This window comes from Vibrio sp. IB15, from assembly GCF_016406055.1.
GTDB lineage: Bacteria > Pseudomonadota > Gammaproteobacteria > Enterobacterales > Vibrionaceae > Vibrio > Vibrio chagasii.
Window position 1 is genome coordinate 32815 of sequence record NZ_JAEFCE010000030.1, and the last position, 25014, is coordinate 57828.

Consider the following 25014-nt stretch of genomic DNA (forward strand, 5'->3'; position numbering starts at 1 on the left):
GCAGTGGGCTAGTATAGGCACACGAGCCGCAATAGCAAGGTTTACAGCAATGGATTATTGTAAAGAGGCGTAAAATTGTGCGACTTAATCCGCTCTCCAGTGAAATGAAATAGTTGTGTAAATCTCACCCAAAAATGCGCCAGCTCTCAGTTATTTTTTGGATAAAAAACTATAGTGATAACAACAAATAAATAATAAGGAGGTTCGTATGATCAAGGTTGAAGATATGATGACTCGCAACCCTCATACTTTATTGCGCTCACACTCACTGGCCGATGCTAAGCACACCATGGAAGCGCTTGATATCCGCCATACCCCAGTCGTCGATGCTGATAGGAAACTATTGGGCGTAGTTACCCAACGAGACGTTCTCGCAGCCCAAGAATCTAGCCTACAAAACATTCCGCCAGCTCAATCTTTTACCCTATCGACTCCTCTCAACGACATCATGCACAAAAACGTTATGTCAGTAGAGCCTCGAGCTGGGTTAAAAGAGTCTGCTATTTACATGCAGAAGCATAAAGTGGGCTGCTTACCAGTGGTCAGTCATGGCGAGCTGGTTGGCATCATCACCGACAGTGACTTCGTCACCATCGCGATTAACTTGCTTGAACTGCAAGAAGAAGTAGAGCCAGAAGAAGCTGAAGTGGATTGAGGCAGCAATAAAAAGAGCCTCATGACATCATGAGGCTCTATCGCCAGATCACTTTCGTCAATAGAAATAAAATACCACTCCCCCGGACCCATTCGAAAAAACGCAGCAGAACGCCACACTATATGAATTCAGTTAAATATGATATTAATACGATTTATATTATTCGCCATAAAAATTTATTTTGGGGGTTAAATAAAAATTATGTTCATCAATAGGTATCCTAGCAATGGTTAAAGCCTGTCATTACTCGCGTCACTGTTGTCGTATTCATGATTGGGCAATCTCTTGAATTTTTTACGTGGACAGTTAATTAGATTAAAAAATTCAAGAAGCCAAGATAATATAGTGACATATAATGTTACAATTTACATAGACTGATAATTAAAATGAACAAAGAAGATACAGTAAAAACGAACGCTTGGTTTTTATTTTTTACTCTACTCCTATCTTACTCAATTTATTTCTGGCCTAACACCAAGGCAGGCAATGAAGATGTATATTTTTTATCGACAGCGTCATTCTCAATTACAATTTTTTTCTTTGCATTCCTTTTACCTTATTTTATCTATTTCAATTTCAATTATTTGATGGGACGCGTAAACAAGGACATTTCAAGTAGAAGGTCTATTTTAGTTTTAATTATAGCGATTATCGCGATCCCTTATCCTAGTTTTGAGTATTACTCTGATCTTGATAATTTGAAAAATCAACATAGTAATCCTATTGCGGGTCTGAACTTAAAACTGGTCGTTCAACACAACTACTAGAAAAGTTTTCATTCAATAAAAAGTGTGGAAAATAAGAATAAAAGATGGCTATAAAAATATCAGAATATGAGCACTCGATAAAATGCTTAGTAATCATTGCCGTATGCAGTTACCCATTCATATACTTCCCTTCGGGGGAGTATGATTCAGATAGAGTTTACTTTGTTACTGTACTAAGCTCATTTTTTATGTTTTTTCTCTTAGTGTTTACCGTGGCACAGCTCGCACTGATAATAAAAAATAGGGATGATAAGTACCAAACTAAAAATCATAATATGGGTATTTATTTTATCATAGCCATATCACTATCTACTTTTTATTACTTTAAGGTTGAAGAGTATAAAGAAACAAGCACTAGTCACGTATATTGCGGGGCAATATTAAAGATGAGAAGTTCTGTAGGTTTTTTAGAAAAGTTTGCGCTTTCACAGGAAAAATGCGGCGGCGGATTATGAAAAAATCATTCCTACTTCTTAAGTTTTCTTCTTTTACTTTAGGCTATACTTTCCTATCTTTTTTAGTCTACGGACTTGCAGTAGATACCTACCAATTTTGGGTATCCGGTATTGAAAAGCAAGCAAGAGTGGTGAACCTTGATCATGTTCAAGTTCATACTAAAGGGTCTAAAACTTATTATTATAAACTAGATATAGATAATATTTTATCAATTCATGGATTCGATTTCGAACTGGTTAAAAATGAAAAGTATAATATTTTAACTATAGAGAATGATAATAAAATAATTATTGCTGACAAATCTAGCAGTCTGTTCGATATTTTTCTATCTGTGTTTGGACCAATCACTACTTATAGTATATTTTTTATTCTACTATATTTTTTATATAAATCTGTAAAATACTATTTCGCAAAATCCAAAAACCCATACGATTGAACATAATCGTATGGGTTTCTGCAAAAATGGCAATCAAACGCTATTATGAAATTACAGCAACTCAGATACCACCTCGGCTAATTGGTGGAAGGTTTCACGGCGTGACGAGCTTGGTCGCCAAACAAGGCCGATATCGCGGTAGGCTTGTTGACCTGGCGGATCAATAACCACCAGGTTTTGATTTTCCAGCAATCCATGGTCGATAGCCATTTGTGGAATAAAGGTGGTTCCTAAACCGTTCGCGACCATTTGCACCAATGTATGGAGGCTTGTGGCAGTGAACGGGTTTATTTTCTCTTTGTCGGTTAACTTACAGGCTGACACCGCGTGCTCAGTTAAACAGTGCTCGTTCTCCAATAAGAATACAGACTCGTCTGGCAGGTCATCATATTTAATTGGGGCACGAATACCATCTGCTTGATTACGGCTGATGACCATTCTAAAAGGATCTTGCCCAACCACTTTGCTCTCCATGTTGTCGATATCGACAGGTAGAGCCAGAATCAATACATCTAATTCTCCATGACGCAGTGCTGCGAGTAAGTTCGTTGTGGTGTCTTCACGTAGCAGTAAGTTTAGCTGAGGAAAGCGCTGGTTGGCTTCTTGTACCAAATCGCACAAAAGAAATGGCGCAATGGTAGGGATACATCCAACTCGCAGCTGGCCTTGCATCGCATCGCCGTTACATAGGTTTCCGAGTTCAACCAAATCTTGCCCTTTCGCCAATAACTCTCGGCCATGCTTCACCACCAGCTCTCCCGCTTGAGTGAAAACGAGTGGGCTCTTTTTATCTTTCTTCTCATACAAAGGGCAACCGATCAGCTCTTCTAGGTTTTGGATACCTTTACTCAGAGTAGATTGGCTAACGAAACAGCGATCAGCGGCGTCGCTAAAGTGGCGTGTTTCGTGAAGAGTAACAAGATAGTGAAGTTGCTTAAGACTTGGCCATTTATTCATGAAATTACTTTGTAATATGAGTAGGATAAGTTACAAGAAGGTCCTAAGACCTGAGAAAAGGACAAAGAATAAGCTTATCGCTTTTTTCGATGGACTTAATCTATTTAATTCGCTTTTTTCTATAGTACCGATTGTACTATAGTTTGTCGCGTAGAAACGGAGCCCAAACAAAGATGTGTTGGGCCAACTAATTTTTTAGGAGATTCCAAAATGGTACTAGTAGGTCGTCAAGCCCCTGACTTTACTGCAGCAGCTGTTCTAGGTAACGGTGAGATCGTTGATAACTTCAACTTCGCAGAATTCACTAAAGGTAAGAAAGCGGTTGTTTTCTTCTACCCACTAGACTTCACTTTCGTTTGTCCTTCAGAGCTAATCGCTTTCGACAACCGTCTAGAAGATTTCCAAGCTAAAGGCGTTGAAGTAATCGGTGTTTCTATCGATTCTCAATTCTCTCACAACGCATGGCGTAACACTGCTATCGCTGACGGCGGTATCGGTCAAGTTAAATACCCACTAGTTGCTGACGTTAAGCACGAAATCTGCAAAGCATACGATGTTGAGCACCCAGAAGCAGGCGTTGCTTTCCGTGGTTCTTTCCTAATCGACGCTGACGGCCTTGTACGTCACCAAGTAGTTAACGATCTTCCACTAGGTCGTAACATCGACGAAATGCTACGCATGGTAGACGCACTAAACTTCCACGAGAAGAACGGTGAAGTTTGTCCTGCACAATGGGAAGAAGGTAAATCAGGTATGGACGCATCTCCAAAAGGTGTTGCAGCATTCCTATCTGAGCACGCTGACGACCTAAGCAAGTAATTACATTCTTAAGCCCGACTCAACACGGGTGAATGGTTGGATGACTCTCTATAAAGAGAAATAAAGCATAAGCTACAGCGCAAAGCGCACCGCCAATCAGTTAAGAAGTAAAGTATTATTCAAAGCCCGAAGTTAACGCTTCGGGCTTTTTGCATCTATTGCTTCAACAATGCTTTATTCCTTGCTCATGTCTTCTATGAATAGGGGTAACCGCAAAGCGAAACTTTACCTCTATTTTCCTCTATCACTACCTATTCAGAATCGTCTCAAGCTTGCTATGATTTCCTCATTCTCAATTTGAACGAGTAAAATATCATGAATATCGAAATTGAAGTTTGTATCGATAACCTAGAATCCCTACACAATGCCCTAGCAGGCGGAGCGAATCGTATTGAGCTCTGCTCTTCACTAGCACTTGGTGGATTAACTCCAAGCTTAGGTATGATGAAGCAAGCCGCTCGCATTTCATCGGTTCCCGTGTACGCAATGATTCGACCAAGACAAGGCGACTTCATCTTCGATAATGACGACGTGATGTGCATGCTTGATGATATCCAAGCCGCTGCCGATGCTGGTTTAGATGGTGTGGTATTAGGTGTGCTTACCGCTCAAGGTGAAATAGACATGGCTGCTATGAAAGCACTAACCTCAAAAGCCCACCAGCTAAAACTTGGCGTGACCTTTCACCGTGCTATAGACCAACTTAAGGATTACCAAAAAGCGCTAGAACAAATTATCGAACTTGGCTGTGAACGTGTTTTAACTTCAGGTTTAGCAAGTAACGCGGAGCAAGGAAAAGATATTCTCAAGGAGATGGTTAGGCTCACTCAAGGCCGCTTAGATATTATGGCTGGGGCAGGCGTTACCGCTGAAAATGGCCGACAAATTCTCAAGCACACTGGCGTTCAAGCACTGCATCTGTCTGGCAAGTCGACAAGACCAAGCCTAATGACACAAGCCTCTCAAGCTCAAATGGGGCATGACGATGTAGACGATTACTTAATCCCAGTAACAAGCACGGCAAAGATTCAAGATCTGATAGCCTCGCTTAACAAATAGATAAACACCGAGAGCTGACTAAACACCAACACAACATAGCTAGTAAAAGCCCAGAAGTCACGTATATTAGTAAACTCAATATGGCGACTCATGGAATGTTATGGCTAAGGATCTATTCAGCTCTCTTGATTTAAACCTATTGCGTACCTTTTTAATTGTTTACCAGGAAAAAAACACCAGAAAGGCAGCGGAGCGTTTATTTGTCTCTCAACCAGCAGTGAGTCAAGCTCTACAGAAACTGCGTCATCACTTCTCGGATGATCTATTCGTGAAAGTACATGGAGGACTGCAAGCTACTGCTTTTTGTGAAGACCTTGCCAATACAATAACCCCTCACTTTCATGGATTAGAATCAGCACTCAATAAATCGATTCAATTTAAACCTAGCGATATTGATTTTAAGATCCGCCTAGCACTCTCTCCTGTAGTACTTACTTGTCTTTCAGGCTCTCTATATGCACGGATAAAAGCGCAAGCACCCAACGCTCAACTGGAGCTATTAAGTTGGAACCTATCGACGCAGGAAGATATTCAAAAAGGCATCATCGACTTAGGTGTTAGTTATGTCATTCCGAATTCAACAAAAGAAGTTTACACTAAGAAGCTCCTAGACCTAACTGGGCGCGTTTTTGTTAGGCAAGACCACCCAATCAAGAAATCCCTGATAGAGCCAAAGGACATGGCTGGTTTTGAAATAGCTTCAATGATCTCTCCTGGTTGGAATGATAATTATAGTTACGCAGCAAAGTTACTTGAGCGCTACTCTATTGAACACAAAGTTGGTTTTCGTTCAGAACTTATCATGGCCATTATCGATGTGATCTTACACACCGACATGTACATGCCCCACTCCAACATATTTCCAGTGGAGAATTACCCAGGCTTAAGAGCGATTGATGTGTTAGTTGAAGGAGAGCATTACAAAATGCCAATTCATGCTCACATGCATATCAAAAACCGTAACGCTCCAATAACCCTCTGGCTATTTTCAGAGATCAAGCAAGCTTTAATAGAACAAGTTAATAAGCAAGACTTATCACAAGTATAAAAATAGCTACTTAGCCTAAAAATAATACACTGTTTAATATTTACTCCATCGACACGGAGTCAATAAATTAAACCATAGTAAGGATGCTCAATATTTAATCTTATTGAGAGTGTATTCAATGAAAAAATCAATTATTGCAGTGTCACTAGCTACTGTATTTTCACTTCCTGCGATCGCAGATGTTGATGTTCAAAACCCAATTTGGAATGAACAGCCATCAAACCCAATTGAACAGGTACCCACTCAACCTCAGCTACCTGTTCAACCAATACTACCGGCACCTTCTCAACCTATCGAGCAAGTACCAAGTAATCCAATTGAAAAACCAAAGCCTTCACAGCCGATTGAACAAACCCCAACTCAACCTCAATTGCCTGTACAGCCAACATTACCAGAGCCATCTCAACCAATTGAAAATACACCATGGCAGCCACCTGTAGATAATAGTCCAGAGCGTCCTAGCCCAGATTACGGTGATACACCGGATATCTCAGGCCCGACAGAAGCCGAACGCTCATCTGCATTAGAGTTAGGTCAAGCAGAGCTTCAAAGTAACTTCGAAGCAATGGCCGCAGAATATAATGCGAAGTTCAATGATCATGCTGAACAAATGGATGGTATTCGTGCAAGTTTGCACGCTGTAACGAATGCTCGTCCATTCGTTACCAACGGTGAATTTGCTATTGGTGCGGGTGTTGGCTTTGCAGGATCGAAAGAAGCACTTGCGTTAGGCGGCGCATACGGAATCAATGAAAGCCTAAGTGTTTCTGGCACTTTCCACTATGAAACATCAGGTAAATACTCATCTTCAGATGTTGCTGGCGGCGTTGGCCTTCAGTACAGCTTTAAATAGAGCACTCTCTCCCTGCTATGGATGGTGGGGACTTCAACAAATAAAAGGTTAGTGTGATTGGAGTGTTGAATGATAAATAGCACAAGTTAGCTTATCATGAGCCTTCATCCCCACTAAGCCATTCTTTTAATTAGATCTTCATAAGGATAAGTTAATGCTAAGGAGTGCATCAATTTACCTCGGTGGTACTATGAAATTTAGAACTCTTCTCCTAGCGTCAGCTTTATTCTCAACCTCAGCTTTTTCAACCGGTCTTCATCTTTCACCCGAACTAAAAATCGGCGCGTATCATGGATTTGGAGTTCAAGTCGGTGTCACTGAAATTGCTGATTTAGGGACGATTTATTTAAGCTATTCTGATATTTGGTATGAAAGTGATCGTTATGATGAAACGGTAAACTCGTATCGAATTGGTATTCAAAACATGTTCGGTTCGCGGCAATTACAAGGCTTTCAAGCTGAAATAGGGCTTGCAGACTATGACGGTGAAAAGACACGTTCTGGTATTACGGAAAGGAAGACAGCGACCGGCCTAAGTTTAGGTGGTGCCTACGTGTATCAAGCGACACCAATACTCGCACTCAGAGCAGGTGCCGACCTAAACCTGTTTGATCACAATAAAACTTTTGTGCCTTACAACACCACTATCAATTTAAACCTAGGCGCGATTCTGAGCTTCTAGCTAGGCTGTTTACTTTAGTGCGTCATCTAGGCTTTGATCGCCAAGGTGGCGTACATCTTTGCCTTTGACGAAGTAGATAATGTACTCACAGATATTCTGGCAACGATCCCCCACTCGCTCAATGGCTCTCGCTGACCACATCACTTGCAAGATATTTGGAATATTCTTCGGGTCTTCCATCATGTAAGTCATCAATTGACGAATCACTGCTTCGTATTCAGCATCCAACTTATCATCAAGTTTGTGTACCTCGGCTGCCGCATCCACATCCATGCGAGCAAATGCGTCTAAAACTTGGTGTAGCATGGTGATCGCTTGTCGACATAAAGGCTCTAGCGATACATGGAATTTTTGTTCTTTTGTCGAAGGGATATCAATCGCACCCTGCGCGATCTTCGAAGCAACATCACCAATACGCTCTAGGTCGGTAATCGTTTTGATGATCGCCATTATCAAACGCAGATCCTTTGCCGTTGGTTGACGCTTGGCAATAATGCGAGTACATGCCTCATCAATCGACACTTCCATCGCATTCACTTTATGGTCATCACGAATCACTTTCTTCGCTAATTCCAAATCATCTTTGTGGAGTGCCTGCATCGCAAAAGAGAGCTGCTGCTCTACTAACCCACCCATAGTCAGTACATGGGTACGGATAGACTCTAACTCGACATTAAATTGTCCTGAGATGTGGCGACCAAATTGCATGTCAGCTCCTTAAAAAGAAATGGATAAGTCACTTATATTGGAGTGACTTAGCTCCAATGATCAGAACGGTAACGTTAACCGTATCGACCAGTAATGTAGTCTTCCGTTTGATTTTTCAATGGCGACGTAAATATTGAATCCGTATCTGAGTACTCGATCAATTTTCCCATATGAATAAAAGCAGTATGGTCACTCACACGCGCAGCCTGCTGCATGTTATGCGTGACGATAACGACCGTATATTGCGTCTTGAGATCGTTGATTAGTTCTTCAATCGTCAACGTTGAAATAGGATCCAATGCCGATGTCGGCTCATCCAACAATAAGACTTCAGGTTCAATCGCGACAGCGCGAGCAATCACCAAACGCTGCTGCTGACCACCAGATAAACCAAAAGCATTTTCATGTAAACGATCTTTTACTTCATCCCACAACGCCGCTGCACGCAGTGATCGTTCTACGGCATCATCCAGATCTCGGCTGTTACTCACACCTTGCAGCCTTAGTCCGTAAACCACATTTTCATAGATAGATTTGGGAAACGGGTTTGGACGCTGAAATACCATGCCGACACGGCGACGCAGAGTCGCAACATCAACTTTAGGATGATAGACATTCTTGCCATGAAGCTTCACTTTTCCGGAAACTTTGCAGCCTTCGACAAGATCGTTCATACGATTGATGCAGCGTAGTAAGGTTGATTTACCACAGCCCGAAGGACCGATAAATGCCGTCACTTGCCCTTTGGGTATCTTCATCGAGATATCATCGAGCGCTTGGCTGTCTTTATAGTAAAGATTGAGCCCTTCGATCGAGATAGCAATTTGTTCTTCCTTTAGATTGTGTACGTCTAAAGGCGCTTGGTAACCCAAGGTTTCATTAATTGAGAACATCTTAATCTTGTCCTAAGGTTCGGTACTTTTCACGTAAGTTATTACGGATATTAATCGCCGTTAAATTCAGTCCCACGATAACCGTAACCAATAAAAACGAAGTCGCATACACCAATGGGCGCGCAGCCTCTATATTCGATGTTTGAAATCCAACATCATAGATATGAAAGCCTAAATGCATGAACTTTCTATCTAAGTGTATGTACGGAAACTGACTATCAACAGGCAAGCTTGATGCAAGTTTTACAACACCCACCAGCATTAATGGAGCCACTTCCCCCGCAGCTCTTGCTATCGCCAAGATCAAGCCGGTAATTATCGCAGGGCTTGCCATAGGCAGAACAATGCGCCACAAGGTCTCAAATTGAGTCGCGCCGAGCGCTAAAGAACCATGCCTTACCGAACTTGGGATACGTGTTAACCCCTCTTCGGTCGTCACAATCACAACTGGGAGCGTTAACACAGCCAAAGTCAGTGCAGACCAAAGTAGACCTGGCGTACCAAAGGTAGGGGCAGGTAGTCGCTCTGCATAAAACAGGGTATCGATCGAGCCACCAATGGTATAAACAAAAAAGCCTAAACCAAAAACGCCATATACGATTGAAGGTACACCGGCTAGGTTGATAACCGCGATTCGAATCAAACGTGTAAGAGCGTTGTTTTTCGCGTATTCATGTAAGTAGATCGCCGCCACTACCCCAAGAGGCATCACCACAATCGACATCAGAATAACCAGTAACACTGTACCAAAGATAGCAGGGAAAACGCCGCCTTCTGAATTGGACTCTCGTGGGTTTTCTGATAAAAACTTCCACACTTGATGGCCCCAATGTCCAACCTTTTCAAGATAAGACATATTGTTTGGGTACCAGTAATCCAGAATATGACTGAGCGAGATTTCAACCTGCTCACCCGTCATATCTTCAACAAGCAGACTCTCAACATTTAGCTGTGTTCTGAGGTGCTCTAGCTTGATTTCGGCTTCATCTAACTGCTTATTGAGCTCAAGCCTAGTTGCGGTATACGTTTTAAGATACTCATCGCTGACAGACTCATTCAGTTCTAACTTGCGCTTTTCTAGGCGTAAGTTTTCCAACTGCCAACTGATATTGCGTATCTCTTGGTTTACCACACGTGACGTTTCAGCGCGCAAGGTGTCAGCGAAAGCTAACCCATCTTTAAGCTTTTGGTCGATATCGGTATAAAAAGTTCCCGATGCCGTTTTAAAGCCAACCGGCTTACCAAAAAAGTAACCACCGCGGCTACGCTCTATAACAGCCCAATCTCGAGGCGTGGTTGGCTCCAATAAGTTCACATCTAGAATCGAAACGAAATCAGCAGGATAGAGTTCTCTATTCGCCACCTTGATGCTCAAACGTTGTATCAGCCCTGTAGCGATGTTTTGAGGTGATAGTAGATCGTGCGCCTGAGGAACTTGCTCTATTGGAATGTATTTGCGTTCATACAGCTGACCGATCAACACATCTTGTTGAGAGACGGTTTCATCAAGGTCAACAACCAGAGACATATCTTTAGAATCGACTTGCCACTGATACAAGGGCGCAGGCCAAAAGTAGGTCAGCCCTTTCCAGCCGATCAGGAGCATCAAACCAAGAACCGAAAGCATACTGATGCTCACTGCCCCACCGGTTAGCCAGATCCATGGCGAGCCAGATTTAACCCATGACAATAACGACTTGAGCCTATTCATCATGTGTTACCTGACAGTGATACATAGAACAACGATACATGCAGTTTGCTAAGCCCCAAAGCTTTGCAGGCCTAGATTCAGATTGAGGTGACGCATTAACACTATAAAGCACGATATTTATCTCTCAATCTTTGTCGAACCCACTCCGCTAGCGAGTTCACAGCGAAGGTAAAAATAAACAGCAATAGCGCAGCTAAGAACAGCAAACGGAAATGCGACCCACCCACTTCCGATTCTGGAAGTTCGACAGCAATGGTCGCGGATAGTGTCCTCATCCCTTCTAAAATATTCCAATCAAGGATTGGCGTGTTGCCTGTCGCCATCAGGACGATCATGGTTTCACCAACAGCTCGCCCTAATCCCATCATAACCGCCGAAAAAATACCGGGGCTGGCTGTCAGTAAAACAACATAAATTAGGGTCTGCCACGCAGTAGCACCAAGCGCGAGTGAACCATCAGACAAGTGCTTCGGCACAGAGAAAATCGCATCCTCAGCAATCGTAAAAATTGTCGGGATGACAGCAAAACCCATCGCGAAACCGACTACTAGAGCATTACGTTGGTCAAAATCAATCCCATAACCAGCTAGGAAAGTGCGTATATCACCGTTAAACAACAAGGCTTCGATACTGTTTCCCGCGGCGAATACCATAACGACCGTTGCAATCAGTACCGGTATCAAGATGAGTGCATGCCAACCATTAGAGAAACGACTTGTCACAACTTTAGGTAAACAGAACCAAACAAGTCCTGTAATCAAAGCACTCAGAGGCAACATTACCATCAAAGAGAATACAGCAGTTAAGTGAGTTTCAACGATTGGCGCAAACCATAGACCCGCGAGGAAACCAATGATTACGGTAGGCAGAGCTTCCATTAGCTCAATCGACGGCTTCACTACTCGTCGCATGCGTGGCGACATAAAGTAAGCGGTATAAATAGCCCCCAGTACAGCAATAGGTACCGCAAACATCATGGCAAATAGCGCAGCTTTGATGGTACCAAAGGTGATCGGAACTAAACTGAACTTCTCTTCAAAGTCATCATTAGCGGAGGTTGATTGCCATACATACTGTGGCTCTGGATAGCTCTCGTACCAGACTTTTTGCCACAGCGATGAAAATGAAATCTGAGGATATTCATTGTCGACTTTCGCTACACTGATTTTATCATCAATCAATGTTGCCAAATGTAGCTCATTAGCCGACATCGCAGCCAATTGAGGTGACTTATCAAACGCACGCTCAAACAGAGACAACTTTTCGCTGGTCGTATAATGGCTCTGTAATGTGCCGTTTTTATAGAAGCTATAGAAACCTTTTCGGTAAGTATCTGGCAGGATAAATTGTACTTCTTCAGCGAGCTGGAAATCTCGAATATGGGTTAGACTGCGCTTTTCATCTTTAAGTACATCAAACCATTGAGAAACTTGCCCATCCTGATGCGTAACCAACAACGAATAAGCACCAGACAACAAATCGATACTTTTCACACCGTGTTTGGCGTCATTCAAACTCAGGTCGATCACCTCACGGACATCAAACCCTTTTTCAGCGAGCTTTAGCACCACTAAGTCAGACTTTGCTCGAAGGTATAAAGTCTGCCCATCAGGTGTCATCAATAACTGCTGCTGCGCGCCAAGCTTATCCGATAACCATTGACTATTCTTTAATACATAGCCACCAGCCAAGTCGCTTTGGTACCACTTCACTAGCACTCGTTGGTCAGTTAACTGAGCGGCAACAGTAATATCGCGCCCGCTTTTAGAGAATACGAACTTATCGATCAACGCGCCGTTTGCTGGTTCGTCGGCTAAGAAGGGTTGAGGCAGAGTAACTTGCTCGATTTTTGGTTCAGCTTCAGCGCCCTTTTGGAGTACAGGCGCACTATACTCAGGGTAGAAGAAAGTGATATTGCTTGCGCTATCGGCAAAAGCAAACCAATTTTCAGCAGGGGTATTTCGAGAGAAGGCAATAGGATCTGCTAATACGCTTCGTTCGAAATAAGAGTGTGTATTTTGCGAGTCTAGGTCCCAAAACTGAACCAAACCAGACTTTTCGACAGTAAAGGCGTGTTGACCGTACTCATCAACCGATAGTGCGATAGGCTTATCTACCACAACGGTTTTAACCGCTTGATCAGTCTCTAAACCAGTATCGGAAAATACCGGTAAAATGACCATTGCTAGATATACGAAGATCAAAACCAAGGCAGCTAAAACACTGACACCGCCGCATGTCACCGAAAAACGGACGAGACGATCTTTCAACCATCTTTTTTTGTCGCGCTCTTTCAATGAAAATTGGGCTGAAGCCATCTGTTTATCTACCTTTTTTTAGCTGCTGACATAATATGTATCTTAGATGACAATTATATTACAAGCTACGTTAAACAACTGAAACTAATAACAAGTTTGTTCACCCTTTTTATTATCCAAAGATCATTACTTTTGTGAGCGCTAACGTTATAAATTAAACTAGTCTCCCAATAGTCAGCATTCAAGGATCAACAATACGATGGAAAAAGACTATGTCGCAAAAGAACTTAGCTGGTTATCGTTCAACGAAAGAGTGCTTCAAGAGGCAGCTGACAAGTCTGTCCCTTTGATCGAAAGAGTTCGTTTTCTAGGGATCTACTCAAAAAATCTCGATGAGTTCTACAAAGTCCGATTTTCCGACGTAAAACGCAAGATCTTATTGCAAGATACTGAGTCCAACTCTGACACTTCAAAAACCTTGCTGACTCAGATGCAACAGAAGGCGAATGAGCTGGATGTTCGTTTTCATTCACTTTACAAAGAGTTGTTGCTCGAATTGGCACGTAATCGTATTTTTTTGGTTAATGAACAGCAAATTAATGCCGAGCAGAGTGATTGGCTAAAAAAATACTTTAGAAAGAAAATACTCCCGCATCTTACGCCTTTGCTACTTAACGAAGATAGCCAACTGCTCAATATCCTCAAAGACGAACAAAGTTATTTAGCTATCGATATTGAACACAATGGATCATCTCAATACGCTCTGTTAGAGATTCCATCTGACGCTTTACCTCGATTTGTAAAATTGCCGAGTCCGTCAGACTCACAACGTACTACCCTGATCTTGTTAGATAATATAGTTCGTTTCTGCCTAGACGACTTACTTAAAGGCTTCTTCGAATACGATTCGCTGCGTTGCTTCGCCATCAAAATGACACGTGATGCAGACTATGACCTACAAGAAGACAGTAACTGCAGCCTTTTAGAATCGATGTCGATTGGCATTGAACAACGTTTAACAGCGCTGCCGATACGCTTGATCTATGAATCCGAGATGCCACAAGAGATGCTGAATTTCTTGCGAATCAAGCTCAAACTATCAGACTATGACAGCGTACTCTCTGGCGGTCGTTATCAAAACTTTAAGCACTTCTGTGATTTCCCAGCCCTCAATCGAGATGATCTCGTTAACGCGCCTCTCTCACCGATTAAGTGTGCGTCGTTTGCTCATTACAGTAACTATTTTGAAGCGATCAAAGCTCGCGATATCTTATTGCACTACCCGTACCATACTTTCGATCACATTACCGAACTGGTCAGGCAGGCTTCGTTTGATCCCAAAGTAACGGTCATCAAGATCAACGTTTACCGTGTTGCTGAAGGTTCTAAGTTACTCAACTCGATCATTGATGCGGCCCACAATGGCAAGAAAGTCACCGTGGTGGTTGAGCTTCAAGCCCGCTTTGACGAGCAAGCCAACATTCAGTGGGCAAAGAGACTCCAAGAAGCAGGAGTGAAGGTGGTTTATGGTATCCCTAGTCTAAAAATCCATTCAAAATTGCTACTCATCAAGCGCAAGAACGGTAAGGCTATGGAGAGTTATGTTCATATCGGTACAGGCAATTTTCATGAAATCACTGCTCGTGTCTATACCGACTTCTCGTTACTTACCGCAAACCCAGAGCTCACGCATGAAGTTCGCCAAGTCTTCAAATACATCGAAAACCCGTATCAAAAAACGCAGTTCAAACAGCTGATAGTCTCACCTAAAAATACCAGAAAGCGTCTGTATCAGCTGATCGATAAAGAGATCCAGAATGCCTCAGAGGGTAAGCCTGCGAGTATAACTTTAAAGCTCAATAACTTAGTGGATCGCGAAATCATTGAAAAGCTCTACCTAGCGAGCCAAGCCAACGTAAAAGTAAGAATGATCATTCGTGGTATGTGCTCACTGGTTCCGGGAATACCAAACGTCAGTGACAATATTGAGATCATCAGTGTGGTCGATCGTTTTCTTGAGCACCCAAGAGTGATGATCTTCAACAATGCCGGAAAACCCAAGGTTTACATCTCTTCCGCCGATTGGATGACTCGAAACTTTGACCATAGAATTGAAGTAGCAACGCCAATTTTGGACTCTAAGATCAAGCAAACTATCATTGATATCACCGAGTTTCATTTTGATGACAAACATAAGGCGCGGATGATCGATCATACGATGACCAATCAGTACAAGCCTTCAACCACAACTCAACTTACGCATTCCACGTCACAACTCGCTACTTACCACTATATTAAACATATAGAGAAGCAAGCTCGTAAAAAGCACAAGCAAGAGAAGAAATCATGCCGCTAAGTGACGACAAACAATCCAGATGCATTGCAGCTATCGATTTAGGTTCGAACAGCTTTCATATGGTGGTTGCTCAAGTGTTTGGCAAACACCTACAACTCGTCAGCCGACATAAACAGAAAGTACGGTTGGGTGATGGGTTGGGTGAACACCACCAACTATCAGACCAAGCGATTCATCGCGGGCTAGAGTGTCTAAAAGTATTCGCTGAACGACTCACTGATTTTGAGATAGACGATGTCAGAGTCGTAGCTACCCATACCCTACGAAAAGCAAAGAACTCAAACACCTTTATCGAACAAGCCAAACTCATTTTCCCTTTTCCCATCGAGATCATTTCAGGGCAAGAAGAAGCACGATTGATTTACAACGGGGTTGAACACACTCAAACCGCTTCCAAATCAAAGCTCGTTATCGATATTGGTGGTGGAAGCACTGAGATAGTGACCGGACAGGGCTTCACACCCGATGTCATGCATAGCTTGCCGATGGGGTGCGTCAGTTTTACTCAGCGGTTCTTTAGTGATAATCAGTTAACTTCACAGCATTTTGCTACTGCTTATACCGCTGCGATTCAACTATTAACACCAGTCATTAAGAATTACCAATCCACCTCTTGGGAAATCGCTTTTGGCTCATCTGGCACAGCGAAATCTATAAAAGAGGCACTCAAAGGGTTGGGCTTTATCGATGAGTACATCACTCCACAACGGCTTACTTATCTTAAAAACCATCTAAAGGAGTTTTCATCTGTAGAAAGCATCAAGCTGTTGGGTTTAAGCGATGAACGAAAGCCCGTTTTTGCTGCAGGTGCCACGATTCTTTCCGCTGTCATGGATAGCTTAAATATAGATGAGTTGTATGTGTCTGACGGAGCATTGAGAGAAGGCGTTCTGTATGACATGGAAGATAAGTTCAAGAGCCTTGATATAAGGTCTCGTACCGCAGAAACATTGCTCTCTCGCTATCATGTTGACTTAACGCACGCCGAAAAAGTCAAAGAGACAGCTCACACACTATTACTGCAAGCAAAAACACAACTGGAGGGCACTGTAGACGCTGAGTTGTTTGACTTACTTGGTTGGTCTGCACTGCTGCATGAAGTGGGCCAAAGCGTGGCATTTCAAGGGTATCATCGCCATTCAGCCTATCTGATTAGACATACCACAATGCCCGGTTTTAATACTGAGCAGCAACGACTTATCTCGGTCATCGTTCGATATCAGAGAAAAGCGCTCAAGCTGCCAGACTTGCCAACATTAGCACTGTTTTCGTTGCAACAAGTGACGCTGATGATACGAATACTTAGGCTGGCAATCTTACTCAATCGACAACGCAGCCAAGCACCAGTGCCCAATATAAAGCTAACCATAAAAATGGATGACCATTGGAGTTTGACTGGCGAAAATAGTGACTGGTTAGATACAAACCAACTACTCGATTACGAGTTAAAAGAAGAACAGCAGCGCTGGAAAAATGCCGGTTGGTGTTTAGATTTGAAATGAGGGAAATAGCCTACCGCAAGTAGGCTATCTGTATATTGAGTTTGAGCTATAACCCAACTTTTGCGAGCTCTTGCTCTGCGAACTCAGACGGTATCGCTAAATAGCCATCTTTTTCTACAAGCTCTTGTCCCTGCTTTGAGAATACAAAAGTAAGGAACTCTCTCTCAACCGGAGAAAGTGGTTTATCCGGATGCTTATTCACATACACATAGAGAAAACGAGATAGAGGGTAATCACCACTCAAGATATTCTCACGCGTAGGCTCAACATAATTAGAGCCGTGCTCTGCAATAGGAATCAGCTTAACACCTGCTACGCGGTAGCCAATGCCCGAGTAGCCAATCCCACTGATGGATGAAGCGACCGACTGAACGACTGAAGCCGAACCAGGTTGCTCATTCACACGATTTTTAAAGTCACCGCCGCACAGTGCATTCTGTTTGAAGTATCCATAAGTCCCCGATACAGAATTGCGACCGAACAATTGGAATCGATGTTTCGCCCATGGCTGATCGATTCCGAGATCTTGCCAGTTATTGAGGGGCCTTGTTGCTCCGCAGCGTAATGTCTCAGAAAAGATGCCATCAATCTGACGAAAGTTAAGCCCTTCAATAGGGTTATCTCGGTGGACAAACAGCCCGATTGCGTCAATAGCGACTCGTAATGCAGTTGGCTTATAGCCATGCTCTCTTTCAAAAGCTTCCACTTCACGTAAACGCATTGGTCGGCTCATAGGGCCAAGGTGAGCAGTCCCTTCCGTCAATGCAGGAGGCGCAGTAGAAGAGCCCGATGCTTGGACCTGAGCGTTCACATTCGGGTAGTAGGATTTAAACTCCTCTACCCACAATGTCGTCATCCCAGCCAAAGTATCAGACCCGACCGATAACAAGCTTCCAGAGATACCAGGAACTTTGGAATAATCAGGCAATGACTCAACACTCTGCTCAGCGAAGCTTGGACACGCCAATACCATCGCTAACAGTGAACCAATTGGCAAACGCATCCTGTGTATTAAGTCATTCATGACACAGTCAATCGGTTTGGCAACGTGAAATGGAAACGACTGCCGACGCCCACTTCACTTTGAATTTCGAGATGTGAATCGTGGTGGCTAAGCGCATGCTTTACAATCGCTAATCCAAGACCACTACCACCGGTATCACGAGAGCGGGCTTTATCTACACGATAGAAGCGCTCTGTGAGTCGATGTAAGTGTTGAGGCTCAATACCATCACCAGTATCTGACACATCTAAGCACGCGCCTTGGCTGGTTTGATACCAACGCACTTTGACCGTTGCACCTGCGGGTGTATATTTAACCGCGTTATAAACCAAATTCGATATCGCACTTCTCAATTGGTCTTCGTCGGCAAGAACTCGCAGACTCTTATCGATATCAAATTCAAGTTTATGTTCTCGCTCACCGCTAAGGCTCGCCGCTTCTTTCTCAAGAACCTCAAGCATCGCCGGAACGTTGACCACTTCATCCAACTCATGCATTGGCGCCGCTTCAATTTTCGAAAGCGTGAGTAATTGATTAACCAAACTGTTCATTCGATTGAGCTGCTCAGTCATTACGCCATGCGCCTTGGTCCACATTGGGCCAACGATCATGTCTGGATCTTCGGTCATTTCAAGGTAACCTTGAAGGACGGTCATCGGCGTACGCAATTCATGAGAAACGTTAGCGAAGAAGTTACGGCGCATGCCTTCTAACTGCTTAAGCTGGGTCACATCACGTACCACCATCAGGTGTTCACCCTCGGTATACGGCACAATACGCAGCTCGAGCATACGCTCCACATTCAATGGAGAAGGCATCTCTAATGGCTCAGAGAAATCTTGCTTATTAAGGTACTTAATAAAATCTGGAGAACGAATCAAATTCGAGATCGGTTGACCTGAATCATCTGGCCAACGAAAGCCCAGCAAATACTGAGCTAGCTTGTTACACCAAACGATATTGCCTTCACCGCGGAATACCACAACGGCATCGGGAAGCGATTCTGCACCGTTACGGAAACGGCGGATAAGGTTAGTCAGTTCTTTGCGTTTGCGACGCTGTCTCTGCTGCATACGATAAATACCGTTAAACAGAGATTCCCAGTTCCCAGAGCCTGAAGGTGGAGTTAGACGCTTCTCATCCCACAGCCATGCGGACAAACGCATTTGGTTGTGTAGATGCCAGCCGAGCTGCAATACCGTAGCAGCCAGCAGTAACCAAGGTAGGTAACCGAATATCCATCCGACTAAAACCCATGGTGCGTAAAAAAAAGCCAGCTCCCAAGCCAGCTTTTTCCAGGTTAACTTTTCAACCATTCAGGACTCCGTAAACTGGGCAGCGAAGCCACATTAAGCCTTTGTAGAAAAACGGTAGCCAGCGCCACGAACCGTTTGGATTAGCTTATCGTGACCTGCAGACTCAAGCGCTTTACGCAGGCGTCGAATATGTACATCAACCGTTCGGTCTTCAACGTAAACATTGGTACCCCAAACGTTGTTAAGCAGCTGCTCTCGGCTGTATACACGCTCTTGGTGCGTCATAAAGAAATGCAGCATTTTGAATTCTGTTGGTCCCATATCAACTGGACCTTCACTTGCGGTCACGCGGTGTGATACTGGGTCTAATTTAAGGCCCTGTACATCAATCACATCTTCCAATGCCGTTGGTGTTACACGACGAATCACCGCTTTAAGGCGAGCAACAAGCTCTTTTGGCGAAAACGGTTTGGTAATGTAGTCGTCAGCGCCAACTTCTAAACCGCGAACCTTATCTTCTTCTTCACCACGAGCTGTTAGCATCACCACTGGGATGTTGCGAGTTAACTCTTCACGCTTCATGTGCTTGATAAAGTTTATCCCGCTACCACCAGGTAGCATCCAATCTAGTAATACTAGATCTGGGAAAGGTTCACATAGCTTGTTTACCGCTGTATCGTAATCTTCAGCCTCTACTGCTTGGTAGCCTTTTTGTTCAAGTACAAAACACAGCATCTCACGAATAGGTGCTTCATCTTCAACGACCAGAATCCTTCTCGACATAATTGAATAGCCTTTGTATTTAATCAACGCATTGCATTATCTGAGTTAATTATGACACTTTTGTGACCTTTGAAAACAAATTTTCATATAACTGTCTCAAACGTTTCACTTTATAACTTTTGATACAGAGCTAAGGACAAATCGAATTAGATCTCATATCATGAGGCACTTCTAAAAAGGTATGAGAAAAATATATGTGGTTTAAAAATTGCCTAGTCTATCGCTTCAACCGTGATATTGATTTCAACGCAGATCAGCTAGAGAAACAACTTGAAGAATTCCGCTTTACTCCTTGTGGTAGCCAAGACAAACAGAAATTTGGTTGGGTGCACGCAATGGGTAAACATGGCGATATGATGACGCACGTATCAGAGAACCGCATTCTCGTCTGTGCAAAGAAAGAAGAGAAAATGCTACCAGCATCTGTGATTAAAGAGTCACTGAATGCAAAAATCGAAACACTTGAAGCTGAGTCTGGCACTCCTCTTAAAAAGAAAGAGAAAGACAGCCTCAAAGAAGACATCATCATTGATCTCCTTCCTCGCGCATTCAGCCGCAGTAACTTCACATACGCGCTGATCATGCCAAAAGAAGGTTTCATTGTTGTTGATGCAAGCAGCTACAAAAAAGCAGAAGACGTATTAGCTCTGCTGCGTAAAACAATGGGTAGCCTACCAGTCGTGCCAGCTATTCCTGAGCAAGCGATAGAAACAACACTAACCGAGTGGGTTAAATCAGGTGATACGCCTCAAGGCATTACAATGCTTGATGAAGCTGAGCTTAAGTCGATTCAAGAAGACGGTGGTATTGTTCGAGTTAAAAAACAAGAGCTAGAAGCCGACGAGATTAAAAACCACATCGAAGCAAATAAAGTGGTAACCAAGCTGCTTATCAACTGGCAAGATCGCATTGAATTCATCCTGGCTGAAGACGGCAGTATCAAGCGCCTGAAGTTTAGCGATGAACTTAAAGATGAGAACGACGATATTCCCCGTGAGGACCAAGCTGCACGCTTTGATGCAGATTTCTCATTGCTATGTGGTGAGTTCAGCGTGTTCCTTCCGAATCTATTCGAATCACTAGGTGGATTAACTCAACCGAACGCTTAATCGGTATCTCCAAAGCTCAGGTGCTCCGTGCCTGAGCTTATTTTCCCTACATTTCCCGCTGTATATTTATCCCTTCACTCTCTTCTTAATATCATTGCTATCTTTAGGGCTATCAACCAGACTCATTTTAGCGTAAAATTTGCGCCCCTTTGATATCACTTGGTGGTATCAACCTGACTTGAGATCAGATTAGAGAACGAAGCAATGACTACACAAAAACCATTTGTACCTGAACTATTATCACCGGCAGGAAGCCTTAAAAACATGCGTTACGCATTCGCCTACGGCGCTGATGCGGTTTACGCGGGCCAGCCACGTTACAGCCTTCGCGTTCGTAACAATGAGTTCAACCACGAAAACCTACAAATCGGTATCGATGAAGCTCATGCTCAAGGCAAAAAGTTATATGTTGTATGTAACATTCAGCCACACAACTCTAAATTAAAAACTTTCATTCGCGACCTTAAGCCAGTTGTTGATATGGGCCCAGACGCTCTTATCATGTCTGATCCTGGTCTTATCATGATGGTTCGTGAAGCATTCCCTGAAATGCCTATCCACCTTTCAGTTCAAGCTAACGCTGTAAACTGGGCAACTGTAAAATTCTGGGCTACACAAGGCGTTGAGCGTGTCATCCTATCTCGTGAGTTATCACTTGAAGAGATCGAAGAGATCCGCGAACACTGTCCTGAAACAGAACTAGAGATCTTTGTTCACGGTGCACTTTGCATGGCGTACTCTGGTCGCTGTCTACTTTCTGGTTACATGAACAAACGCGATCCTAACCAAGGTACTTGCACTAACGCTTGTCGTTGGGAATACAAAACTGAAGCGGCAAAAGAAGACGAAAACGGTCAGATCGTTGAAGCAAACCCTACTGGTGTAGAGATTCAGGATGTTGAAGTTCAAGACGAACGTCCAGACAACACACTAGGTCTAGGTAAACCAACAGATGAAGTGGTTCTACTTTCAGAGTCACACAAGCCTGAAGAGAAAATGGCTGCGTTTGAAGATGAGCATGGTACTTACATCATGAACTCAAAAGACCTTCGTGCAATCCAGCACGTTGAGCGTCTAACGAAGATGGGTGTTCACTCACTGAAAATCGAAGGCCGTACTAAGTCTTTCTACTACTGTGCTCGTACTGCACAAGTTTACCGTAAAGCTATCGATGACGCCGTAGCAGGCAAGCCATTTGATGAAAGCCTAATGGGTACTCTAGAGAGCCTAGCGCACCGCGGCTACACTGAAGGCTTCCTACGTCGCCACACTCACGACACTTACCAAAACTACGAGTACGGTTACTCTATCTCTGATACTCAACAATTTGTTGGCGAATTCACAGGTAAACGCCGTGGCGATCTAGCGGAAGTAGAAGTGAAAAACAAGTTCCTAGTAGGCGACAGCTTGGAAATGATGACACCAAAAGGTAACGTTGTTTTCACACTAGAGATGATGGAAAACCGTAAGTCTGAAGCCGTTGAAGACGCAAAAGGCAACGGTCACTTTGTATTCATCCCTGTACCAGCTGATCTAGACTTAGAGTACGGCTTGTTGATGCGTAACTTGAGCGAAGGCCAAGATACACGCAACGCATCTGGTAAGTAACTTTACTTAGAAAACCGAGAAGTAAGCTATGGCTCTGTTAATCACTGACAAGTGCATAAACTGCGATATGTGTGACCCTGAATGCCCAAATGGCGCAATCACTATGGGTGACAGCATCTTCGAAATCGACCCAGATTTATGTACTGAATGTAAAGGTCACTATGAGAAGCCAACGTGTCAGTCTGTATGCCCAATTACCAAGTGCATCATCACCGACCCAAACCATATTGAAACTGAAGACGAGCTACTAGAGAAGTTTGTTATCATTCAAGGCTTGACCTAAAAGAGAAAAGGTTCAACTTAATCATTAAGTTGAACCTTTTTCTTATCCGGATTTTTCGATGGGATAAATGTTGCAGAATAACTCTTTTTCAAATTGATATTCGAGTCGCTCTCGCCAATTTATCGACTGTGATACAGGAACGAGATAAAAGTTTTCCCGCCCGGTATCTGTCACAAATGCCATTCCATACTGCATCAATTCATAATGTACATCGTTGACAAAGCTAGGGTCTAGTCGCTGTCTGCCTGTTAATTGGTTGATATCATCTCTTGAAATAGAAATACCCGCATTCTCAGTGCTGAACCTATGTCTTAACCATTCTGAAAATTCCTTTGCACAAATCATAGTCATAGTCTTATCCTTGAATTATCTATCTACGGGTATCAGACTCTGATTTCACATACTACACATAAGCCGCATCTTTCACCCCAAACACTTACTCCTGACCTAGCCCAGTCAAATTGTCGCTGTTTTATTCAAATTAATGCTTTCAATATCAAACGATATTCTTAATGTCGCATTTATAAACTCTAGACAAAAGTGTGACATTTCTCCAGTTTTTAGAGTCGACAAAACGAGTGGCATTACCACCTTAATAAGCCATTGATAATTCGATTACTTATTCGAAATCAAGGCTAAACATTGACTAGGTATGACTTGAATTTTCTTTTTTTTCTTATTGGTGGCTACCTTTTTAGGAGGAGGAACAGGGATTGTCTTTGGCGCCCAACTCGCGAGCTCTTCGCCACAACCATCACCTTTAGGAGGTTTAGCTTGAGGGATACAATTGGCACTACCTTCAGGGCACTTTAAGCGAACATGAAAGTGAGAGTGATGTCCCCACCACGGTCTGATCTTGCCTAACCACCCTCTTTGTTTAACATCAGAAACTTCCTGCTCGCAAAGAGCCTGCTTAATCACTGGATGAACAAAAATGCGCACCACTTTTTCATCTTTAGCGGCATGGCGAATCACTTGGAAATGGTCGTTAGTCCAATTAGACTGGCGAAGCTTGTAGTTAGTAAGATCGACGACACTGACTGGCTTAGGAACGGCGAGTTCGTTCTCAGAGAGCCTTTTGTCCGTTAACCTCAGCCATATGTCTATATCTAATCCAGTTTGATGGCTTGAGTGCCCAGATGAAAAGCGTCCACCACGAGGAAGTGAGATATCACCAATCAATAGATTCGTGTTCAATTGCTCACTTGTTGTCACGCCGAGCCTTTCAACAAACTGAATAGCCTCTGTGTGACCATAGTAACGCTCCCTTTGGGGACGAATAATCTGATAGCCAACACCATTAATCGGTAAAACCTTTGCACCGTCCAAGCAGCCGTTAGCGTAACTGCCGATCGATGAGGTCGAGTTTGTCGTCGGGCTTTTCTCTTTCTCCCAAGGGGTTGCTAAAGAAGAAAATGAATAAAACAGGGCAACTAAAACAAAAGATAACCTCATAACCGTTCCATGTAAGTGATGCATATTATTTATACTAGTCGGCATTTGAGAACAGTTTACGATTATTGGCAACTTTTTGGGAGCAGAGAGAAATTTGAGATAGAAGAAGCTGAAAGGGGGTTATGAAGTATTTCAACTTAAGAAAGCAAAAAGGCTCTAGTCTTTCGACTAGAGCCTTAAATATAGCAGGGGTGAGCCGGCACTCCGGAGATTCGACCGGGCTGGCGCTACAGCTCCCAACATTGCTTTGCAGAAGCAACAGACGTAAAAAAGCCCCAGCATTTCTGCTGAGGCTTCGTATATGGCAGGGGTGGAGAGATTCGAACTCCCAACACGCGGATTTGGAATCCGCTGCTC

The 25014-nt window shown here is 43.3% G+C and carries 23 protein-coding genes; 13 read left to right on the top strand and 10 right to left on the bottom strand.

The window, feature by feature from the left end:
• Positions 1 to 208: 208 nt before the first annotated feature.
• From JC606_RS12700 to JC606_RS12710, 3 genes are all read left to right on the top strand, one after another.
• Entirely contained in the window at positions 209 to 655 is a 447-nt protein-coding gene (locus tag JC606_RS12700; protein ID WP_198778688.1) for a CBS domain-containing protein, read from the top strand.
• Between the two features lie 817 nt (positions 656 to 1472).
• Positions 1473 to 1877 carry a hypothetical protein gene (locus tag JC606_RS12705; RefSeq protein ID WP_198778692.1) on the top strand — a complete coding sequence of 135 codons (405 nt, stop codon included), beginning with the start codon at positions 1473 to 1475 and terminating at the stop codon, positions 1875 to 1877.
• Entirely contained in the window at positions 1874 to 2314 is a 441-nt protein-coding gene (locus JC606_RS12710) for a hypothetical protein (protein ID WP_198778689.1), read from the top strand. Before JC606_RS12705 ends, JC606_RS12710 begins: the two co-directional genes overlap by 4 nt.
• Positions 2315 to 2365: 51 nt before the next feature.
• Here the strand turns inward: JC606_RS12710 and JC606_RS12715 are convergent, their stop codons facing one another.
• Positions 2366 to 3271 carry a hydrogen peroxide-inducible genes activator gene (locus tag JC606_RS12715; protein ID WP_198778690.1) on the bottom strand — a complete coding sequence of 302 codons (906 nt, stop codon included), beginning with the start codon at positions 3269 to 3271 and terminating at the stop codon, positions 2366 to 2368.
• A 210-nt stretch (positions 3272 to 3481) separates the two neighbouring features.
• Between JC606_RS12715 and JC606_RS12720 the strand changes: the two genes are divergently transcribed.
• From JC606_RS12720 to JC606_RS12740, 5 genes are all read left to right on the top strand, one after another.
• On the top strand, positions 3482 to 4090 hold the full coding sequence (locus JC606_RS12720) for a peroxiredoxin C (RefSeq protein WP_004740353.1): 609 nt from the start codon (positions 3482 to 3484) through the stop codon (positions 4088 to 4090).
• A 315-nt stretch (positions 4091 to 4405) separates the two neighbouring features.
• Positions 4406 to 5149: a copper homeostasis protein CutC gene (locus JC606_RS12725; RefSeq protein WP_137408916.1), complete on the top strand. Its 744-nt coding sequence runs from the start codon at positions 4406 to 4408 to the stop codon at positions 5147 to 5149.
• A 100-nt stretch (positions 5150 to 5249) separates the two neighbouring features.
• A complete protein-coding gene (locus JC606_RS12730) occupies positions 5250 to 6197 on the top strand; it encodes a LysR family transcriptional regulator (RefSeq protein ID WP_198778691.1) in 948 nt (315 codons plus the stop codon).
• A gap of 118 nt (positions 6198 to 6315) precedes the next feature.
• A complete protein-coding gene (locus tag JC606_RS12735; protein WP_137408914.1) occupies positions 6316 to 7050 on the top strand; it encodes a YadA C-terminal domain-containing protein in 735 nt (244 codons plus the stop codon).
• Between the two features lie 190 nt (positions 7051 to 7240).
• A complete protein-coding gene (locus tag JC606_RS12740) occupies positions 7241 to 7732 on the top strand; it encodes a hypothetical protein (protein ID WP_137408913.1) in 492 nt (163 codons plus the stop codon).
• 9 nt (positions 7733 to 7741) lie between these two features.
• Here JC606_RS12740 and phoU read toward each other — a convergent pair whose 3' ends face one another.
• The 4 genes from phoU to JC606_RS12760 form a co-directional block, all read right to left on the bottom strand.
• Entirely contained in the window at positions 7742 to 8440 is a 699-nt protein-coding gene (gene phoU / locus JC606_RS12745) for a phosphate signaling complex protein PhoU (protein ID WP_004740358.1), read from the bottom strand.
• 74 nt (positions 8441 to 8514) lie between these two features.
• On the bottom strand, positions 8515 to 9333 hold the full coding sequence (gene pstB / locus JC606_RS12750) for a phosphate ABC transporter ATP-binding protein PstB (protein WP_105024384.1): 819 nt from the start codon (positions 9331 to 9333) through the stop codon (positions 8515 to 8517).
• A gap of 1 nt (position 9334) precedes the next feature.
• Positions 9335 to 11044 carry a phosphate ABC transporter permease PstA gene (gene pstA, locus JC606_RS12755; protein ID WP_061033308.1) on the bottom strand — a complete coding sequence of 570 codons (1710 nt, stop codon included), beginning with the start codon at positions 11042 to 11044 and terminating at the stop codon, positions 9335 to 9337.
• Positions 11045 to 11145: 101 nt separating this feature from the next.
• Complete coding sequence (locus JC606_RS12760) at positions 11146 to 13362, bottom strand: ABC transporter permease subunit (RefSeq protein WP_137408911.1); 2217 nt, start codon at positions 13360 to 13362, stop codon at positions 11146 to 11148.
• A gap of 199 nt (positions 13363 to 13561) precedes the next feature.
• Here JC606_RS12760 and ppk1 point away from each other — a divergent pair, with 199 nt between their 5' ends.
• Positions 13562 to 15658: a polyphosphate kinase 1 gene (gene ppk1, locus JC606_RS12765; RefSeq protein WP_137408910.1), complete on the top strand. Its 2097-nt coding sequence runs from the start codon at positions 13562 to 13564 to the stop codon at positions 15656 to 15658.
• Positions 15649 to 17160, top strand: coding sequence for an exopolyphosphatase (gene ppx, locus JC606_RS12770; protein WP_137408909.1), 1512 nt, complete (start codon positions 15649 to 15651; stop codon positions 17158 to 17160). Before ppk1 ends, ppx begins: the two co-directional genes overlap by 10 nt.
• A 46-nt stretch (positions 17161 to 17206) precedes the next feature.
• Here ppx and JC606_RS12775 read toward each other — a convergent pair whose 3' ends face one another.
• From JC606_RS12775 to phoB, 3 genes are read right to left on the bottom strand one after another with little or no spacing between them, the layout of a single operon-like run.
• Positions 17207 to 18163, bottom strand: coding sequence for a PstS family phosphate ABC transporter substrate-binding protein (locus tag JC606_RS12775; protein ID WP_008223911.1), 957 nt, complete (start codon positions 18161 to 18163; stop codon positions 17207 to 17209).
• A gap of 17 nt (positions 18164 to 18180) precedes the next feature.
• Entirely contained in the window at positions 18181 to 19479 is a 1299-nt protein-coding gene (phoR, locus tag JC606_RS12780) for a phosphate regulon sensor histidine kinase PhoR (protein ID WP_102424693.1), read from the bottom strand.
• A gap of 33 nt (positions 19480 to 19512) precedes the next feature.
• A complete protein-coding gene (gene phoB, locus JC606_RS12785) occupies positions 19513 to 20202 on the bottom strand; it encodes a phosphate regulon transcriptional regulator PhoB (protein ID WP_004735064.1) in 690 nt (229 codons plus the stop codon).
• Between the two features lie 194 nt (positions 20203 to 20396).
• Here phoB and rdgC point away from each other — a divergent pair, with 194 nt between their 5' ends.
• The 3 genes from rdgC to JC606_RS12800 all read left to right on the top strand — a co-directional run bounded on the left by rdgC (position 20397) and on the right by JC606_RS12800 (position 23202).
• Positions 20397 to 21311: a recombination-associated protein RdgC gene (rdgC, locus tag JC606_RS12790; protein ID WP_137408908.1), complete on the top strand. Its 915-nt coding sequence runs from the start codon at positions 20397 to 20399 to the stop codon at positions 21309 to 21311.
• A gap of 204 nt (positions 21312 to 21515) precedes the next feature.
• Positions 21516 to 22919: a prephenate-dependent tRNA uridine(34) hydroxylase TrhP gene (trhP, locus tag JC606_RS12795; protein ID WP_061033314.1), complete on the top strand. Its 1404-nt coding sequence runs from the start codon at positions 21516 to 21518 to the stop codon at positions 22917 to 22919.
• Positions 22920 to 22947: 28 nt separating this feature from the next.
• A complete protein-coding gene (locus tag JC606_RS12800) occupies positions 22948 to 23202 on the top strand; it encodes a YfhL family 4Fe-4S dicluster ferredoxin (protein WP_004740368.1) in 255 nt (84 codons plus the stop codon).
• Positions 23203 to 23244: 42 nt separating this feature from the next.
• On the opposite strand, the gene JC606_RS12805 is transcribed toward JC606_RS12800, so the two are convergent.
• On the bottom strand, positions 23245 to 23553 hold the full coding sequence (locus JC606_RS12805) for a hypothetical protein (RefSeq protein WP_008223900.1): 309 nt from the start codon (positions 23551 to 23553) through the stop codon (positions 23245 to 23247).
• 264 nt (positions 23554 to 23817) lie between these two features.
• Entirely contained in the window at positions 23818 to 24657 is an 840-nt protein-coding gene (gene mepA / locus JC606_RS12810; RefSeq protein ID WP_137408907.1) for a penicillin-insensitive murein endopeptidase, read from the bottom strand.
• Between the last annotated feature and the right edge of the window lie 357 nt (positions 24658 to 25014).